Here is a 17,133-nt window from a genome sequence, read left to right as displayed (position 1 = left end):
TAGCGCATAGAAGGCTCACACCGACACGGCTTTGCGCACCATCTCCCAATAGAGTGCTTCGACGTCTTCCAAACTCAACCGCCCGGCCTCGCGGAACCATGTGTTCACCCCATTCAACATGGCAATCACAGCCATTGCCGCGACTTTCGGCTCTGCCGCTACAAAATCGCCGCTGGCGATTCCGTCCCGAATGATCGTTTCCAGTTGTTCCTCGTAATCCCGGCGCAACGCCTCGATCACACCGAAATTGCCCGGCTCAAGATTGCGCAGTTCCATGTAGGAAACAAACACGTCATCGGGTCGTCGCGAATGGAAACGAATGTGAAATCGGGTAAATGCCTCTAATGCCTCCAGAGGCGTACACCGCCCCGGCACATCGGCCCACGCCCCGAGCAGTTCATACATATGGCTTTGCATCAGGTCGAAAAGCAGGCTCTGCTTGTCAGGCGTATAGTTATAGAGCGCCCCTGCCTGCACCCCTACTTCGGCCGCGATCTTGCGCATCGAAACCGCCGCGTAGCCGTGCTGCGCGAATAGCCGCAAGGCGGCGGCACGTACACGCGGACGCGTCGTGCCAGAATGGGAACCTTGGGTGCGGGCCATGCGCCGAATTTAACTGAACATTTGTTCAGATCAAAGCCCCCGCTTGCCCAGACATGCAAAAGAATGGCAAGACATACCCACACCGCCCTGATCCGGGGCCATGATCGGAACCTATCCTATGCGCCTTGCGCCCGCCGCCCTGCCCTATGCGTTGATCCTGATGGCAGCCCTTGCATCGTGCAGCCAGTTTCCCGAACTGGATGCCGCGGTCAGCGACGACATCCGTGATGCGCCCTATCCTGACCTTGTCCCCCTCGACACGCTCGATATTCGGACTGGAACAGGGCGCATTGCGCCCGACGCTGCGCAAACGATGGAATCGCGGGTAGCACGGTTGAAATCACGCGCCGCCCGACTGCGCCGCACAGTGATTGACCAAGACACGCGGGCGCGGATGCAAGGCGGGATTGCCTCCTGACAACGCTATCAAAACCCGCGTTGCATGGACGCGGCGATCCATGTACATCGCGCGCAAGGCCTATTTTTCAGCGGAGACAACCACATGACTGACCCACTGCGCCTCGGAATCGCTGGTTTAGGCACGGTCGGTGTCGGAACGGTCAAGATCATCCGGCAGAAGGCCAACCTGCTGGCCGCCCGCGCCGGGCGACCGATCCAGATCACCGCTGTTTCTGCGCGCACCAAAGACAAAGATCGCGGTGTGAACCTGTCGGATTACGCGTGGGAGAACGACCCTGTTGCCCTCGCGCAGCGCGACGACGTCGATGTGTTCGTCGAGTTGATGGGTGGCTCCGAAGGCGCCGCCAAGGACGCGACCGAAGCCGCGATTAATGCGGGCAAGGATGTGGTCACCGCGAACAAGGCGTTGCTGGCTCATCATGGTCACGAACTCGCGCTCTCAGCCGAGGCCGCGGGTCGCGTGATCCGTTTCGAGGCCGCCGTTGCAGGCGGTATTCCGGTGATAAAGGCCCTGAGCGAAGGGTTGGCGGGCAACGACATCACCCGGGTCATGGGTGTGATGAACGGTACATGCAACTACATCCTGACGCGCATGCAATCCGCGGGCCTGCCCTATGCAGAGGTCTTCGAGGAAGCGAACCAATTGGGTTATCTTGAGGCCGATCCAACACTTGACGTCGGCGGTATTGATGCAGGACACAAGCTGTCGCTGCTGGCTGCCATCGCCTTTGGCACGCAGGTCAATTTCGACGCGGTCGAACTGGAAGGGATCGAAAAGATCACCATTCAGGACATCCACCACGCCGCCGACATGGGCTATCGGATCAAACTCTTGGGTGTCTGCCAGATGACCGGCCGTGGACTGGAACAGCGCATGTCGCCATGTTTGGTTCCCGACAACAGCCCCTTGGGACAGTTGGAGGGTGGCACCAACATGTGCGTTCTAGAAGGCGACAACGTGGAACAGATCGTATTGCGCGGCCCAGGTGCCGGCATGGGGCCAACGGCCAGCGCCGTGATGGGCGACGTGATGGATATCGCGCGCGGCTTCCGCATGCCTGTCTTTGGCCGCCCCGCCGCCGAGCTGGAATGCGCCAAGCCGGCCCGCGCCGTGATGCCTGCCCCATATTACCTGCGGCTGGGTCTGGAGGACAAACCCGGCACGCTGGCCAAAGTTGCCGCAGTGCTGGGCGAGGCCGGCGTGTCGATCGACCGCATGCGCCAGTACCAGCACGACGACAGCACTGCGCCTGTACTGATCGTGACGCACAAGACGACGCGCGCCGCACTTGATTCTGCGTTAGAAACAATGTCGCGGCTGGACGTGATGACAGCCGAACCAGTGGCCCTGCGGATCGAGAGCGTCTGACCCACCCTTGTGCGACCTGATTTGTGCCGATAAAGCTGATTGCGCCTGCGCGCGTACGCCCCGAACCCCGATAAGGAACACTTCGAATGACCGCTGAAACCGATTTCAACGACCGCATGCTATCGCTCGGGCTGGCCCGCGTTTCCGAGGCCGCCGCATTGGCCTGCGCCGACCTGATCGGGCGCGGCGACGAAAAGGCTGCGGATCAGGCCGCCGTGAACGCGATGCGCGAACAGCTGAACAGGCTGGCGATCAAGGGTGTCGTCGTCATCGGCGAGGGAGAACGCGACGAGGCGCCGATGCTCTATATCGGTGAGGAAGTGGGCAGCGGCGACGGCCCCGGCGTCGATATCGCCCTCGACCCGCTGGAAGGCACGACATTGACGGCCAAGGCCATGCCGAACGCCCTCACCGTGATTGCAATGGCCCCCCGTGGCAGTCTGTTGCACGCACCCGACGTCTACATGGACAAACTGGCCATCGGGCCGGGCTACCCCAAGGACGTCGTATCGCTGGACATGTCCCCGCGCGAGCGGGTCGAAGCACTGGCCAAGGCCAAGGGCTGTGCCCCCTCTGAAATCACCGTTTGCGTGCTCGAACGCCCGCGCCACGAGGACACCATTGCCGAGTTGCGCAGTACGGGAGCCGCCGTTTACCTGATCCCCGACGGAGATGTGGCCGGCGTGATCCATTGTGCCGAGGCACGCCTGACGGGTATCGACATGTACATGGGTTCAGGCGGCGCACCCGAGGGCGTGCTGGCTGCGTCTGCACTAAAGTGTATGGGCGGCCAAATCTGGGGACGGCTGTTGTTCCGCAACGACGATGAGCGCGGTCGCGCGACCAAGGCAGGCATCACCGATTTCGATCGCGTCTACAGTCGCGATGAGATGGTCACGCGCGATGTGATCTTCGCCGCAACCGGCGTTACCGATGGCTCGCTCGTCGCCGGGATAAAGCGACGCCAGGAATATGTAGAAACCGAAACCGTGCTGATGCGGTCTAAAACCGGCTCGGTGCGCCGGATGCTCTACCGCAATCCCATCGCCTGAGCCTCTCTGCCCGACAAAGCGTTTTGCCCAACCAAAGGACAGGATAGTGCCAACATTTCTGAACGTTGCGCACTCTCTGACTGGTCGGCGTTGGGTCGGCCCCTCGGTAGAAATGGATCGGCAGGCCGAGGCGCTGGCACAGCAGACCGCCCTGCCCCGTCCGCTCTGTCAGATACTGGCGCGACGTGGTGTGGATGTCGTAGGCGCCGAGAGCTTTCTCGCACCGCAATTGCGCGATCTCCTGCCCGATCCCCGTAGCCTGAAGGATATGGAGCGCGCAGCCACACGCCTGCTGTCAGCGGTGGCTGCGTCCGAGCGGATTGCCATATTCGCCGATTACGACGTCGATGGCGGCAGTTCTGCGGCATTGCTGCTCGACTGGCTAGGGCAGATGGGGCGCACCGCAACACTCTATGTCCCGGACCGTATAGATGAAGGATACGGTCCCAATGACGAGGCAATGGCCGCGCTCGCCAAAGAGCATGACCTGATTGTCTGCGTGGATTGCGGAACGCTGAGCCACGGCCCCGTAGCAGCCGCCAAAGACGCCGATGTGATCATTCTCGACCATCACCTTGGCGCAGAAACGCTGCCTGAGGCACTGGCCGTCGTTAACCCCAACCGACAAGACGAAACCGGCGATCTGGCGCATCTGTGTGCCGCAGCCGTCGTGTTCCTCGCCTTGGTCGAGGCCGGGCGGCAACTGCGTGAAGCAGGCAAAGCCGGGCCTGACCTGATGGCAATGCTTGATTTGGTGGCATTGGCCACGGTCGCGGATGTCGCCCCCCTGATTGGGGTCAATCGCGCGTTCGTGCGGCAAGGCCTGCGCATCATGGCGCGGCGCAATCGACCCGGTCTGGTGGCCCTTGCAGATGTGGCACGGCTGGACACTGCCCCCGCCGCCTATCATCTGGGTTATTTGCTGGGCCCGCGCGTAAACGCGGGGGGACGTATCGGCAAGGCCGATCTGGGCGCGCGCCTACTGGCAAGCACCAATCCCGCAGAAGCCCGCGCAATGGCCGAACGGCTCGATCAATTGAACACAGAGCGGCGCGAAATCGAAGCCGCCGTACAGGCCGCAGCCCTCGATCAGGCCGAAACACGAGGGCTCGACGCCCCATTGGTGTGGGCCTCCGGGGAGGGTTGGCACCCCGGCGTCGTCGGCATCGTCGCAAGCCGCCTCAAGGAGGCTGCCAACCGCCCCGCCATCGTCATCGGTTTCGATGGTGAGATTGGCAAGGGGTCCGGTCGTTCAATCAGCGGCGTCGATCTGGGAGCCTGCATTCAGCGACTGGCTGCCGAAGGATTGCTGATCAAAGGTGGCGGACACAAGATGGCCGCCGGGTTGACCGTCGCGCGCGACCAGTTGCAAGCGGCCATGGACCGGCTGTCTGATTTGCTGGCGCGTCAGGGCGCCGACCGCGCAGGTGCTGCCGACCTCGCCTTGGATGGGCTGATGATGCCGGGCGCCGCAACGCCAGAGTTGATCACACAGGTCGATGCCGCCGGTCCGTTCGGGGCCAGCGCACCTGCGCCGCGCTATGCGTTTGCCGACATGCGGATCACATTTGCCAAGCGCGTCGGTGAACGGCACCTGAAACTGCGCTTTGGTGACGGTACGGGCCCACAGCTGGACGCAATCAGCTTTGGCGCGTTCGACGGCCCACTCGGCCCTGCACTGGAGGCCCACGGAGGGGCGCGTTTCCACCTTGCCGGGCGGCTCGAAATCAACCGCTGGCAAGGCCGCGAAAGCGCGCAACTAAGGCTGGAAGACGCCGCACAGCCCGGTTGATCGCCGCCGCCGCCCCGCCAAAGGCTCCGTTGCCCTCCGAATGCAAATTGCTGCGACCACGAGGCAACTTTCCTCTTGCACATGAAACCGGATTTGCCTAGGAAACGGCTCACGCCAACGCTGGCCCGTTCGTCTATCGGTTAGGACGCCAGGTTTTCAACCTGGAAAGAGGGGTTCGATTCCCCTACGGGCTGCCACACTGCATTGCAAAATGTTTTGGAAACCGGGCGATTTATCGACCATCAGCCGCACCAACACGCCGACGTGGCGCATTGACAGGGCGCGTTCGATCAGAACTCCCCGAAGGAATGGTTGGTATAACATGTGCAAGATGTGAGCGCGGTTGGTCAAACGCATTTCGCCCCGTCCGCCTATACCCGCAATTGCGACCGAGAACCTCTGGCGTACTGCTTCCATCTGTCGCCGATCATGTCGCGAAGTTGTTGCTCGCGACTACCAGATTTATCCCGCCAAAAATCTCGTCAAACTGGGGATCGGGCACTGCATCGGATACGATAATATCATCAGAGCGGAGTTTCGGCAGACGCAAAGGCGGAACGTGCCCATCCACGACAAACTTTGATTTGTCTACGGCCATGATGGTGCGCCTTGAAATACCGATCATTGCCCTTGCAATATCTACCTCGCATTGCTCATACCCCAAAAACCCCAGTCTCGGCTCGATACCCGATGCTGACAGAATTGAATAATCAACCGAAAAGCTGGCAATCACATCGAATGCCGCCTTGTCAAACGCGGCGCCATCATGGTTTCGAAGTTGCGTGCCTGCCATGAAAACCCGATTGCCATCAATCATGGAAAGTGTACTTGCCACAAAGACCGAATTGGTCACGATACTCAGGTTCTTGCGTCGGCGCAGGGCCTGCGCAATGAAGCTCGAGGTCGACCCGGTATCAATCGCAAGCGAACTGCCATTTTCGACAAGGTCGACAACCTTGTTTGCTATCGCGACCTTCGCTGCCCTGTTCTTGTTCATTCGAGACAGAAAAGGCGGGTCATTTACGTTCTGCGTACTGACCAAAGCGCCATGAACCTTCTTCAGATCCCCCTGCTCTTCCAACGGCCTGACCGATCGTCTGATCGTTTGATCCGATACATCAAGAATCTGCGCCACCTCAGTCACGGTAACGGTTCCGCGTAGATTAACGATGTTGAGGATTTCCTGCTCGTGCTTTGACATTTCTTGTTCTCTTGTTGAGTAGACATAAGATATTTTATGCCAGTCGATCACTCAAGGCCACGAAACCGCCAGAAAAACCTATTTTTTGTTACATTCTGTTGATTTAGTCGCGTTTCACGGTGCCTTTGGAAACAAAGGAAGGTGATTTCACTGGAAAATCGGTGCGACTGCGCCGACAGGGCGAGCCCCGTCATTACCGCGTCGCTTTAGGGCTACAGGGAATGCAATCTCCGCGCAGGAGGACCTAGTCTTTGCGCTCGAATCTGACTGCTCGTTGAGGTCACCGCTCCCGACCAAGCCCCGAACCTGCACCTGCGTATGCACGTCGATGTGTCGTGCTATTCTTTTTCTTTCAGGCTTGCCATCAGGTGATGGAATTTTTCGCCCTGGATCGCGACATGCCCCCGCAGGGCGGCAGCAGCGTTGCACCCATTTCCATCTGACAGCGCCTTCAGAATCTCGTGGTGTTCTTCCATCGACTGTTTCATCCGTCCACGCAGATGCAGTTGAATGCGTCGATACGGCTTTAGCCTTTGATGCAGACGGAGCGCTTCTTGTTCCAGAAATCCATTTCCAGAGCTTTTGTAGATCAAATGATGGAAACGTTCGTTTTCGAGGTAATAGAGGTCGACATCATTGTGGTCCAAGGCGATCTGGCATTTTTCATTGGCAGCGTCGAGCAAAGCCAATGCCTCGTCAGAGATACGTTTGGCACAGAGATGCCCACAGGCCGATTCAAGCTCTGCCATAAATTCGAACATCTGAATCAGCTCGACCGGACCGGGCTGATGTACGAACGCACCGCGCCGGGGTTCTTGGACAACCAGACCCGACAGCGCAAGCTTCTGAATCGCCTCTCGGATCGGGGTGCGTGAGACGCCGAACCGCTTGGACAGCTTGATCTCGTCCAGTCTTTCACCATCGGAAAATGCGCCCGTAAAAACGAGGTGTTCGAGTTCCTTGGCAATCTTGTCGGCGCTACGGGTTGTCATGCGATGACAATAGACCAGTCCAATAATAGTGCAAGATAGATATTCTTGTATACAAAAAAGTTGACTGGTGATGCAAGGTGCGTGACTGTGCCGTGATACGGCCCGATTCGCGTCGGCCTGAAATCACTGGGAGGAAACCAAATGAAACTGAAAATGCTGACGACAGCCGCGATCATGGGGCTTGCCGCCGGGTTTGCGACGGCCGAAGAACTGCGGCTGTCGCATCAATGGTCAAACCAAGACATTCGTAATCAGGTCGCGCAGATCGTCGCGGACGAAGTTGCCGCCGCTGATGTCGATCTTGAAATCAAGATTTTCGGCTCGCAATCCCTGTTCAAGGCGCGCGAGCAGTATACACCACTTAGCCGTGGCCAACTGGATATGGCAGTCCTGCCTCTGTCATACGCCGGTGGCCAGCAACCCGCCTATAACCTGACGCTGATGCCCGGACTGGTAAAGAACCACGATCATGCCGCGCGCATGAATGAATCGCCGTTCATGGCCGCGTTGGAAGAGAAGATGGCCGAGGATGACGTCATGGTGCTGGTTCATGGCTACCTTGCCGGCGGGTTTGCCGGGACAGACGGCTGCATCACCAAGCCAGAGGATATCGCCGGGCTTCAGACCCGCGCGGCGGGCAAGGCGTTCGAGCAGATGCTGGCAGGTGCCGGTGCGTCGATTGCGTCGATGGCATCGTCTGAAATCTACAACGCAATGCAGACTGGCGTTCTGGATGCGGCAAACACATCTTCGTCGTCTTTTGTGTCCTACCGTATCTATGAGCAGGTGAAATGCTACACCCCCGCTGGTGATATTGCGTTGTGGTTCATGTATCAGCCGCTGCTGATGAACAAATCCACATTCGAAGGTCTGAACGAGGCACAGCAGGCCGCGTTGCTGGCTGGCGCCGCCAAGGCACAGACCTATTATCTGGAAGAGGCCAAGAAAGAAGACGCAGCCTCGGCAGATGTATTCCGCGAGGCGGGTGTCGAGATCGCAGAGATGAGTCAGGAAGATTTCGACGCTTGGCGCGCTCTGGCACAGACAACATCCTACGCCAAGTTTGTCGAAGACACACCAGATGGTCAGGCGCTGCTTGATCTGGCGCTGGCAGTCGAATGATCGCATGCGGGGCGGCACATCGCTGCCCCGCCCACTGACCGGACAATGAGGATGACCCCATGACAGGCCATCACGATGCCGCTACGGCCCATACTGGGCAAAACCCCTTTCTCAAAACTGTTGGCGCGATATCGACACTTGCCGGTTGGTGTTCCGCGGCGATGATTGTCGCCGCCGTCGCCATTACATGTCAGATGATTTTCGTCCGCTTCGTCCTGAACCATTCGACTATCTGGCAGACGGAAATGGTCGTCTATCTGGTGATCGCGGCTACACTGATCGGGCTGCCATATGTCCAACGGCTGCGCGGGCATGTGAATGTCGATCTGATCCCGCTTATGCTGCCCCAACGAGCACGGTTTGCCCTATGTGTTCTGACACTTACAATGTCGATCGTGATCATTTCGGTGATGGTCTGGTACGGCTACGAGTTCTGGCATTTCGCGTGGGAGCGAGGCTGGAAATCGGACACTGTCTGGGGCGTGCGTCTGTGGATTCCTTATCTGGCGTTGCCCGTCGGGCTGGGGTTGTTGTTGCTGCAACTGATCGCTGACCTGATCGCGGTTATCCTGAAGGTTGATCAACCATTCGGACTGGAGGACGCCTGATGGACCCCCTTTCCCTTAGCGGTCTGGTCGCGCTCGCCACGATCCTTGTTCTGTTTTCCGGGGTCTCTGTTGCCATCGGGCTGCTGATCGTATCCGCCGGATTCCTGATCATCTTTGACGGTATGCGCTCGTTAGAACTGATGCCGGAAATCCTGTTCGGAAAACTTGATAATTTCGCGCTGCTCGCAATCCCGATGTTCATCATCATGGGCTCGTCCATTGCCTCCACACGGGCAGGCGCTGACCTCTATGAGGCACTTGAACGCTGGCTAACCCGTGTGCCCGGCGGGCTGGTGATCTCCAATCTTGGGGCCTGCGCGCTGTTTGCCGCGATGTCAGGATCTAGCCCTGCCACCTGTGCCGCAATCGGCAAGATGGGCATTCCTGAAATGCGCAAGCGTGGCTATCCCGATGGCGTTGCTGCGGGGTCTATCGCTGCGGGTGGCACGCTGGGGATTTTGATCCCGCCGTCTGTGACCATGATCGTTTACGGCATCGCTACAGAAAGCTCGATCGGGCGGTTGTTTCTGGCGGGCGTCCTGCCGGGGCTGCTGCTGGTTGGTTTGTTCATGGCATGGTCGCTCTATTCCACGGCGCGGTCAGGTGATCGGGATCTGCTCAGCTCTGGTTCGTATAGCTGGCGCGAAAAATTCGAGATTCTGCCGCGTGTCCTGCCGTTCTTGTTCATCATATTGGGCGTGCTCTATGCCATGTATGGCGGCATCGCGACGCCGTCCGAAACGGCCGCTGTCGGGGCGTTGCTATGTTTGTTGATTGCCATGGTGATCTACAAGCTGTGGAACCCGCGCGACCTGTGGGTGGTCCTGCGTGACAGCACGCGGGAATCGGTGATGATCCTCTTTATCATCGCGGCGGCAGGGGTGTTTTCCTACATGCTGTCCAGCCTGTTCATCACCCAGTCCATCGCTGAATGGATCGGCACGCTGGACGTCAATCGCTGGTGGCTGATGGGGGCGATCAACGTCTTCTTGCTGATCGCCGGGTTCTTTTTGCCACCCGTTGCCGTGATCCTGATGGCGGCACCTATCCTGTTGCCTGTCATCGTGACTGCCGGATTTGATCCGATCTGGTTTGCCGTGATCCTGACGATCAACATGGAAATCGGCCTGATTTCACCGCCTGTGGGGCTGAACCTCTATGTCATCAACGGCATCGCACCCGACATCCCGCTCAAGACGATCCTGACCGGATCCCTGCCCTTCGTCGCCTGTATGGTGCTGGCAATTGTGCTGCTGTGCCTGTTCCCCGGCATCGCGACCTGGCTGCCAGATATGGTAATGGGACCAGCGATATGAGCCTGCTTGCCGATCTTCTGTCGACGGTATTTGACCGATCATCAAAGGTGCTGTCAGCAACAAAATGGGACAACCGCCCCATTGAGGATTCGATCGCAGAACTGATCGGCAATCGCGGTGAAGTGCGCGGAATGACCCTCGCCCGGCAAATTCTGGACCGCTACGCAGCGATGGAAGAAGAAGAGAAGAGCGCCTTCTTCAGTTATCTGGCGACCGGCATGGACATAGACGCAGGCAAGGTCCGCGTCGCACTGGAAGCCTATGAAGCAGAACCGTCGCAAAGCAGCTATCGCGCATTCATGGAAGCTGCAGAACCTACCCGACAGGAACTGGTGCGCCGGCTGAATCAGGTGCCGGGTGCAACCGGCAGTTTGGTGGCGATGCGGCGCGATCTGCTGGGGATGGCGCGCAAGGATGCGTCACTCGCGGCGATTGATCTGGATTTCAAGCATCTTTTCGCATCGTGGTTTAACCGCGGATTTCTGGTCCTGCGCCCGATAAACTGGGAAAGCCCAGCACATATTCTGGAGAAGATCATCCAGTATGAGGCGGTTCATGCCATCGACAGCTGGGATGACCTGCGCCGCCGCATGCAGCCTTCCGATCGACGCTGCTTTGCTTTCTTTCACCCGACAATGCCAAATGAACCACTGATTTTTGTCGAAGTTGCACTGACAAAGGGCATCCCCGGGTCGATTCAGCAGGTCTTGGCGGACGGGCGCGATGTTCTGAGCGCCGAAGAGGCCGACACCGCCGTGTTCTATTCCATTTCCAACTGTCAATCGGGTCTTGCGGGGATTTCCTTTGGAAATTCGTTGATCAAGCAGGTTGTTGATGACCTTTCTCGCGGATTGCCCGGCCTCAAGACTTTTGTGACCTTGTCACCCATACCCGGCCTCGCTAAATGGCTGGCGGCGGAGGGCATGAATCAGCCCTTGGCCAGTGAACGTCTGCAACAACTTGCGGCGCAATATCTCTTGCAGGCCAAGCGGTCGGACGGTGCGCCTGTTGATCCGGTTGCGCGGTTTCATCTGGGCAATGGGGCGACGGTCCATGCGGTGCACTCTGATGCCGACACCTCGCCAAATGGTCTGGCGCAATCGGGGGGCGCTATGGTGAACTATCTCTACGATCTTTCCGCCATTGCGCAGAACCACGAACGTTTTGCCGGGTCTCACGAAATTTCGTCCTCACCTGAGGTCAAAGCATTGGTTCGCGCCGCCGAAAAGTCGAACACGTAAGGAAACATTTGATGGCTAACCCGCTCTTTGACACGCTGTTCGCTCGCCATGCCGACCAATCCACGACGTTTCTTGTGTTACCAGATGGTGCGCAGGTCACTCATGCCGAGTTTCTGGCGCGAACCGCGGGTTATGCCAATGCGTTGGCCAAAATGGGGCTGACACCGGGGGATCGTCTTGCTGCACAAATAGACAAATCCCCCGACGCGGTCGCACTCTACGCGGCCTGCGTTCAGGCCGGGCTGGTCTTTTTACCGCTTAACACCGCCTATACGCCTGACGAGGTCAGCTATTTCGTGACCGATTCCGGCGCAAAGCTGTTCGTTTGCCAAGCCAATCGACGCGACGATATGAAAGCAGTCGCCGAAGCGGCAAATGCTCAACTCCTGACGCTGGACGACAACGGCGGCGGTAGTTTGGCGCAGCTGGCAGATGATCAGCCGGATACCTTCAACACCGTTGATCGCAGCGCGGATGATCTGGCAGCGTTCCTCTATACCTCGGGGACGACGGGCCGATCCAAGGGCGCAATGTTAACGCAGGCGAACCTGCTGTCGAACGCGCAGACATTAACCGAGGCTTGGCGATTTACCCGCGATGACGTGTTGCTGCACGCGTTGCCGATCTTTCACACTCACGGCCTGTTCGTCGCGATAAATGTGACGCTTGTGGCGGGCGGCGCGATGATTTTTGTGCCGAAATTCGACCTCGACACCATGATCGGCAATATGCATCGCGCGACGACGATGATGGGCGTGCCGACCTTCTACACCCGGCTACTGGATGATCCAAGGTTCACCAAGGACGTCGCACAGCACATGCGATTGTTCATCTCGGGCAGTGCCCCGTTACTGGCAGAAACCCATGTGCAATTCGAGACGCGCACAGGGCACCGTATTCTGGAACGTTACGGCATGACCGAAACCAACATGAACACCTCCAACCCTTACGAGGGCGAACGACGGGCTGGCACGGTCGGATTTCCACTGCCGGGGGTCGAGCTAAAGATTACGGATCCAGCGACCGGCGACACCCTGCCTGATGGTGAGATAGGCCAGATCGAGGTGCGTGGGGAAAATGTATTCAAAGGTTATTGGCAAATGCCCGAGAAAACCGCCGAGGAATTGCGGCCAGATGGGTTTTTCATCACCGGCGATTTGGGGCGGATCGACGATGATGGCTATGTCGTCATCGTCGGGCGAGACAAGGATCTGATCATCTCGGGCGGTTACAATATCTATCCCAAAGAGATCGAATTGCTGATCGACGACCAGCCCGGCGTATTGGAAAGCGCCGTCATCGGCGTGCCGCATCCAGACTTTGGCGAGGCGGTTCTCGCTCTGGTCGTGGCCCAAAAGGGCGCATATCCAGATGTCGAGCAGATTGCAGAGGGTATTTCAAAGTCTCTGGCGCGCTTCAAGCAACCCCGCAAACTGATCCTTGTCCCCGAATTGCCCCGCAATACCATGGGCAAAGTCCAAAAGAACCTGCTGCGACAGGAATACGGTTCGGCCTAGGCCATCCCCTGCGGGATCATGGCTGCGCAGTCAGCACCTTGTCAGAGTTGGCGCGGCAGACCGAAAAATCAGCCGATGCCCCCTCAGCAGATCTGTCGAATCTCAATAGGTCACGCGTATTCTGACCCAGCAAACCACTGACTGGTTTGCTGGGTCAAATACCCTCATCACCCCTTGATCAGCCCTAACTGTTCCAGCTTCAGGATGACCTGATGGGCGCAGTTGTCGACTTCGACATTTTCGGTCTCGACGCTGAGTTCCGGGTTTTGCGGCGTGTCGTAGGGGTCTGAGATGCCGGTAAACTCTTTGATCTTGCCTTCGCGTGCCAGCTTGTACAGGCCCTTGCGATCGCGGCGTTCGCATTCCTCCAGCGTGGTGGCGACATGGACCTCCACGAAGGCACCAAAGGCCTCCACGTCCTCGCGCACGGCGCGGCGCGTGGTGGCATAGGGCGCGATGGGCGCGCAGATGGCGATGCCGCCGTTCTTGGTGATCTCGCTTGCGACATACCCGATGCGGCGGATGTTCAGATCGCGGTGTTCCTTGCTGAAGCCCAACTCGCTTGAGAGGTTCTTGCGCACGATATCACCGTCCAGCAGCGTCACGGGACGCCCGCCCATCTCCATCAGCTTGACCATCAGCGCGTTGGCGATGGTCGATTTGCCTGACCCCGACAGACCGGTGAAGAATACGGTGAACCCCTGGCTCGCGCGGGGCGGGCGGGTTTTGCGCAGCTCGGTCACAACCTCGGGAAAAGAGAACCATTCAGGGATTTCCAGCCCTTCGGACAGGCGGCGGCGCAGCTCGGTGCCCGAGATGTTCAGGATCGTCACGTCATCCTTGTCAGCGATCTCGTCCATCGGCTCGTATTGGGCGCGTTCCTGCACATAGACCATGTGTTTGAAATCGACCATCTCGACGCCGATCTCCTCTTGGTGCGCACGAAACAACTCCTGCGCATCATACGGCCCGTAGAAATCCTCGCCCTTGGAATTCTTGCCGGGACCGGCATGGTCGCGGCCAACGATGAAATGGGTGCAGCCATGGTTGGCGCGGATCAGCCCGTGCCAGACCGCCTCGCGCGGGCCACCCATGCGCATCGCCAGATTGAGCAGGCTCATCGACGTGGTCGATCCGGGGTATTTGTCCAATACGGCCTCGTAACAGCGCACGCGGGTAAAGTGATCGACATCGCCGGGTTTGGTCATGCCCACGACCGGGTGGATCAGCAGGTTGGCCTGCGCCTCCTTGGCGGCACGGAACGTCAGTTCCTGATGCGCGCGGTGCAGCGGGTTGCGGGTCTGGAACGCCACGACCTTGCGCCAGCCGACCTTGCGGAAATAGGCGCGCAACTCGTTGGGTGTATCGCGCCGCGCGCGGAAATCGTAATGCACCGGCTGCTGGATTCCGGTGACCGGCCCGCCGAGGTAAACCGCACCGGCCGTGTTGTGCAGATAGTTCACCGCCGGGTGGGCGCTGTCATCGGCACCGAACACCTTTTCGGCCTCGCGTGATTTGTCCGGCGTCCAGCGGTCGGTCACGGTCATGGTGCCGAGGATCACGCCCTCTTGGTCGCGCAGGGCGATATCCTGACCCAGTTCCAGCGCTTCGGCAAAATCGGCGCTGACATCCAGCGTGATCGGCATCGGCCAGAGCGTGCCATCGGCAAGCCGCATGTTGTCAACGACGCCGTTGTAATCGTCTTCCGACAAAAAACCCTTGAGCGGATTGAACCCACCATTCATCAACAGTTCCAGATCACAAATCTGCCGCGGCGTCAGGTCATGACTGACCAGATCGGCCGCTTCCAGCTTCAGCTTCTGGGCACTGTCATAGCTGACATAAAGTTCCGGAATCGGGGTGAGGTTGTTAAGCATTGTCTTGCGGTCGCTTTCTAAGGGTCAGTCAAAGGAGGCGGCGCCCCCAGATGTGGGCGGAATACCGTCTGAGACGATCCACGTCCAGCCTGCAGTGGAACCGTGCAGTCAAAAACAGGTACCTGAGGGCGCGCAGTGCTACCTGTACTTTAAACACAGGTCACTTTGATCTCGCAGAATGCTTCAAAATTTCACATGACGTTCTGAACCGAAATTCCGAAATTACCAGCAGAATTGCAGCAGCAATATACCCATTGCCCTACAGTTCCGACCATTCATCACACATGAAACGAGCAGTGTGCCAATCGCGCCAGATACGATAAAGGGAATGCAAAGACCCGCTTGGGATTCAGACCACAGCCAAAACCGACGACAGGACGAAAGCGATGGAAATTGAAAAGACAGCGTTAGACGGGGTGGTGATCATAACGCCTGCCCGGCATGGCGACTCCCGTGGGTTTTTCAGCGAAAGCTGGAACCGTCAGCGGCTGGCCGACGCCGGGATCGATATGGATTTCGTGCAGGACAATCATTCGCTGTCACAGCAGGTCGGCACAATCCGCGGATTGCATTTTCAGACGCCACCGCGCGCTCAGGACAAGCTTGTGCGCTGCGGGCGCGGGCGTCTGTACGATGTGGCGGTCGATATCCGGGCTGGCAGTCCGACCTACGGGCAATGGGTCGGAGTTGAGCTTAGTTTTGAAAACGGCCGCCAATTGCTGGTGCCCGCCGGCTTTGCTCATGGTTTCGTCACCCGCGAAAAAGATACTGAAATCTGTTACAAATGTACTGACTATTATGCCCCGGACTGTGATCGCGCTCTGGCATATGACGACCCGGAAATCGGCATCGACTGGGGCGTTTCTCCGGGTTCCGCTGTGCTCTCGGCCAAGGACGCGGCAGCCCCCCGGCTTGCTGAACTCGACACACCGTTCGTTTATGAGGCGCACCCATGAAACTGCTCATCACCGGCGGGGCCGGTTTCATCGGATCGGCAGTTGTACGGCTTGCAGTGGCGCGCGGACATCACGTCGTCAACCTCGATGCATTGACCTATGCCTCCTGCCTTGCAAACGTCGCCGAAGTTGCGGGCGATCCTCTCTATAGTTTCGAGCACGCCAATATATGCGATCGCGCAGCATTGGATCGGATTTTCACCGATCACGCGCCCGACGCGGTGATGCATCTGGCCGCCGAGAGCCATGTCGACCGTTCCATTGACGGACCCGGTGCTTTCATAGAGACCAACGTGACCGGCACCTATAACCTGCTGGAGGCGGCGCGCACCTACTGGCGGGCACAGGGTCAACCCGAAGCTTTCCGGTTTCACCATGTTTCCACGGATGAAGTCTATGGTTCACTCGGGCCGACTGGAGCGTTCACAGAAGAAACACCATATGCGCCCAACTCCCCGTATTCCGCGTCCAAGGCGGCCTCGGATCATCTTGTCCGGGCGTGGCACGAAACCTATGGCTTGCCAACGCTGCTAACCAACTGCTCCAACAATTACGGTCCCTACCATTTTCCAGAAAAGCTGATCCCCGTGGTCATCCTCAAGGCGCTGGCAGGTCAACCGATCCCGATCTATGGCGATGGTGCGAATGTGCGCGACTGGCTCTATGTCGAGGATCACGCTGATGCGCTGCTGCATGTTCTGGATCGTGGCACGGTTGCGCGCAGTTACAATGTCGGTGGCGAAAACGAACTGAGCAACCTCGATCTGGTGCAGAGCCTCTGTGCGATACTGGACGAAGAACACCCCGACGGCGCCCCGCACGACCGGCTCATCAGCTTCGTCGCAGACCGTCCCGGCCACGATGCACGCTATGCGATCGACCCCACGCGCATCCGCACCGAACTTGGCTGGCGGCCATCGGTCACAGTGACCGAAGGACTGAAACGCACAGTCGAATGGTATCTGAAGAATGAAAACTGGTGGCAGGCCATTCTGGCGCGCGGTGAAGTCGGCGAGCGCCTCGGATTGGGTTGATGCCGCGTCGCCAAGGGTCGGACGACCGTTGAT

15 protein-coding genes and 1 tRNA gene are annotated in these 17,133 nt (G+C 58.7%); 12 read left to right on the top strand and 4 right to left on the bottom strand.

Annotated elements, in window-relative coordinates:
* Nucleotides 1–15: 15 nt before the first annotated feature.
* The gene (locus tag N7U68_RS17610; RefSeq protein ID WP_263047664.1) at nucleotides 16–603 is read right to left on the bottom strand and encodes a TetR/AcrR family transcriptional regulator; all 588 of its coding nucleotides are present in this window, start codon (nucleotides 601–603) and stop codon (nucleotides 16–18) included.
* Nucleotides 604–703: 100 nt separating this feature from the next.
* Here N7U68_RS17610 and N7U68_RS17605 point away from each other — a divergent pair, with 100 nt between their 5' ends.
* From N7U68_RS17605 to N7U68_RS17585, 5 genes are all read left to right on the top strand, one after another.
* Nucleotides 704–1,021 carry a hypothetical protein gene (locus N7U68_RS17605; protein ID WP_241188209.1) on the top strand — a complete coding sequence of 106 codons (318 nt, stop codon included), beginning with the start codon at nucleotides 704–706 and terminating at the stop codon, nucleotides 1,019–1,021.
* 84 nt (nucleotides 1,022–1,105) lie between these two features.
* Nucleotides 1,106–2,392 (top strand): homoserine dehydrogenase, encoded by a 1,287-nt coding sequence (locus N7U68_RS17600; RefSeq protein WP_165193372.1) that lies wholly within the window; start codon nucleotides 1,106–1,108, stop codon nucleotides 2,390–2,392.
* A gap of 86 nt (nucleotides 2,393–2,478) precedes the next feature.
* Entirely contained in the window at nucleotides 2,479–3,444 is a 966-nt protein-coding gene (glpX, locus tag N7U68_RS17595) for a class II fructose-bisphosphatase (protein WP_165193374.1), read from the top strand.
* Nucleotides 3,445–3,490: 46 nt separating this feature from the next.
* Nucleotides 3,491–5,236 carry a single-stranded-DNA-specific exonuclease RecJ gene (gene recJ, locus N7U68_RS17590; protein ID WP_263047663.1) on the top strand — a complete coding sequence of 582 codons (1,746 nt, stop codon included), beginning with the start codon at nucleotides 3,491–3,493 and terminating at the stop codon, nucleotides 5,234–5,236.
* A 122-nt stretch (nucleotides 5,237–5,358) separates the two neighbouring features.
* Nucleotides 5,359–5,433 (top strand) — tRNA-Glu (locus N7U68_RS17585).
* A 230-nt stretch (nucleotides 5,434–5,663) separates the two neighbouring features.
* Here N7U68_RS17585 and N7U68_RS17580 read toward each other — a convergent pair.
* Together N7U68_RS17580 and N7U68_RS17575 are read right to left on the bottom strand one after the other, a co-directional pair.
* Nucleotides 5,664–6,488 carry a DeoR/GlpR family DNA-binding transcription regulator gene (locus N7U68_RS17580; protein WP_263047662.1) on the bottom strand — a complete coding sequence of 275 codons (825 nt, stop codon included), beginning with the start codon at nucleotides 6,486–6,488 and terminating at the stop codon, nucleotides 5,664–5,666.
* Nucleotides 6,489–6,775: 287 nt separating this feature from the next.
* The gene (locus tag N7U68_RS17575; RefSeq protein WP_165193439.1) at nucleotides 6,776–7,429 is read right to left on the bottom strand and encodes a GntR family transcriptional regulator; all 654 of its coding nucleotides are present in this window, start codon (nucleotides 7,427–7,429) and stop codon (nucleotides 6,776–6,778) included.
* 141 nt (nucleotides 7,430–7,570) lie between these two features.
* On the opposite strand from N7U68_RS17575, the gene dctP reads away from it, so the two are divergent.
* The 5 genes from dctP to N7U68_RS17550 are packed head-to-tail and all read left to right on the top strand — an operon-like array spanning nucleotide 7,571 to nucleotide 13,233.
* Nucleotides 7,571–8,551 carry a TRAP transporter substrate-binding protein DctP gene (gene dctP, locus N7U68_RS17570; protein WP_263047661.1) on the top strand — a complete coding sequence of 327 codons (981 nt, stop codon included), beginning with the start codon at nucleotides 7,571–7,573 and terminating at the stop codon, nucleotides 8,549–8,551.
* A 59-nt stretch (nucleotides 8,552–8,610) separates the two neighbouring features.
* Nucleotides 8,611–9,159, top strand: coding sequence for a TRAP transporter small permease (locus N7U68_RS17565; protein ID WP_165193442.1), 549 nt, complete (start codon nucleotides 8,611–8,613; stop codon nucleotides 9,157–9,159).
* Entirely contained in the window at nucleotides 9,159–10,475 is a 1,317-nt protein-coding gene (locus N7U68_RS17560; protein ID WP_165193443.1) for a TRAP transporter large permease, read from the top strand. Before N7U68_RS17565 ends, N7U68_RS17560 begins: the two co-directional genes overlap by 1 nt.
* Entirely contained in the window at nucleotides 10,472–11,716 is a 1,245-nt protein-coding gene (locus tag N7U68_RS17555) for a malonyl-CoA decarboxylase (protein WP_263047660.1), read from the top strand. The genes N7U68_RS17560 and N7U68_RS17555 overlap by 4 nt, the downstream gene beginning before the upstream one ends.
* Before the next feature lie 11 nt (nucleotides 11,717–11,727).
* Nucleotides 11,728–13,233, top strand: coding sequence for a malonate--CoA ligase (locus tag N7U68_RS17550; protein ID WP_263047659.1), 1,506 nt, complete (start codon nucleotides 11,728–11,730; stop codon nucleotides 13,231–13,233).
* Nucleotides 13,234–13,400: 167 nt separating this feature from the next.
* Here the strand turns inward: N7U68_RS17550 and N7U68_RS17545 are convergent, their stop codons facing one another.
* Nucleotides 13,401–15,110 carry a bifunctional sulfate adenylyltransferase/adenylylsulfate kinase gene (locus N7U68_RS17545; protein ID WP_263047658.1) on the bottom strand — a complete coding sequence of 570 codons (1,710 nt, stop codon included), beginning with the start codon at nucleotides 15,108–15,110 and terminating at the stop codon, nucleotides 13,401–13,403.
* 386 nt (nucleotides 15,111–15,496) lie between these two features.
* On the opposite strand from N7U68_RS17545, the gene rfbC reads away from it, so the two are divergent.
* The gene (gene rfbC / locus N7U68_RS17540) at nucleotides 15,497–16,066 is read left to right on the top strand and encodes a dTDP-4-dehydrorhamnose 3,5-epimerase (protein ID WP_263047657.1); all 570 of its coding nucleotides are present in this window, start codon (nucleotides 15,497–15,499) and stop codon (nucleotides 16,064–16,066) included.
* The gene (gene rfbB / locus N7U68_RS17535) at nucleotides 16,063–17,100 is read left to right on the top strand and encodes a dTDP-glucose 4,6-dehydratase (RefSeq protein WP_263047656.1); all 1,038 of its coding nucleotides are present in this window, start codon (nucleotides 16,063–16,065) and stop codon (nucleotides 17,098–17,100) included. The genes rfbC and rfbB overlap by 4 nt, the downstream gene beginning before the upstream one ends.
* The last annotated feature ends 33 nt before the right edge of the window (nucleotides 17,101–17,133 follow it).

This window comes from Roseovarius pelagicus, from assembly GCF_025639885.1.
Taxonomy (GTDB): domain Bacteria; phylum Pseudomonadota; class Alphaproteobacteria; order Rhodobacterales; family Rhodobacteraceae; genus Roseovarius; species Roseovarius pelagicus.
The sequence above is the reverse complement of the archived record's forward strand: the minus strand, read 5'-3'. Positions and strand labels throughout refer to the sequence as shown.

What these genes read in the sequence shown, in the direction of transcription:
- N7U68_RS17610 (WP_263047664.1), bottom strand. Translation starts at nt 603, where the DNA reads ATGGCCCGCACCCAAGGTTCCCATTCTGGCACGACGCGTCCGCGTGTA.
- N7U68_RS17605 (WP_241188209.1), top strand. Translation starts at nt 704, where the DNA reads ATGATCGGAACCTATCCTATGCGCCTTGCGCCCGCCGCCCTGCCCTAT.
- N7U68_RS17600 (WP_165193372.1), top strand. Translation starts at nt 1,106, where the DNA reads ATGACTGACCCACTGCGCCTCGGAATCGCTGGTTTAGGCACGGTCGGT.
- glpX (WP_165193374.1), top strand. Translation starts at nt 2,479, where the DNA reads ATGACCGCTGAAACCGATTTCAACGACCGCATGCTATCGCTCGGGCTG.
- N7U68_RS17575 (WP_165193439.1), bottom strand. Translation starts at nt 7,429, where the DNA reads ATGACAACCCGTAGCGCCGACAAGATTGCCAAGGAACTCGAACACCTC.
- dctP (WP_263047661.1), top strand. Translation starts at nt 7,571, where the DNA reads ATGAAACTGAAAATGCTGACGACAGCCGCGATCATGGGGCTTGCCGCC.
- N7U68_RS17565 (WP_165193442.1), top strand. Translation starts at nt 8,611, where the DNA reads ATGACAGGCCATCACGATGCCGCTACGGCCCATACTGGGCAAAACCCC.
- N7U68_RS17560 (WP_165193443.1), top strand. Translation starts at nt 9,159, where the DNA reads ATGGACCCCCTTTCCCTTAGCGGTCTGGTCGCGCTCGCCACGATCCTT.
- N7U68_RS17555 (WP_263047660.1), top strand. Translation starts at nt 10,472, where the DNA reads ATGAGCCTGCTTGCCGATCTTCTGTCGACGGTATTTGACCGATCATCA.
- N7U68_RS17550 (WP_263047659.1), top strand. Translation starts at nt 11,728, where the DNA reads ATGGCTAACCCGCTCTTTGACACGCTGTTCGCTCGCCATGCCGACCAA.
- N7U68_RS17545 (WP_263047658.1), bottom strand. Translation starts at nt 15,110, where the DNA reads ATGCTTAACAACCTCACCCCGATTCCGGAACTTTATGTCAGCTATGAC.
- rfbC (WP_263047657.1), top strand. Translation starts at nt 15,497, where the DNA reads ATGGAAATTGAAAAGACAGCGTTAGACGGGGTGGTGATCATAACGCCT.
- rfbB (WP_263047656.1), top strand. Translation starts at nt 16,063, where the DNA reads ATGAAACTGCTCATCACCGGCGGGGCCGGTTTCATCGGATCGGCAGTT.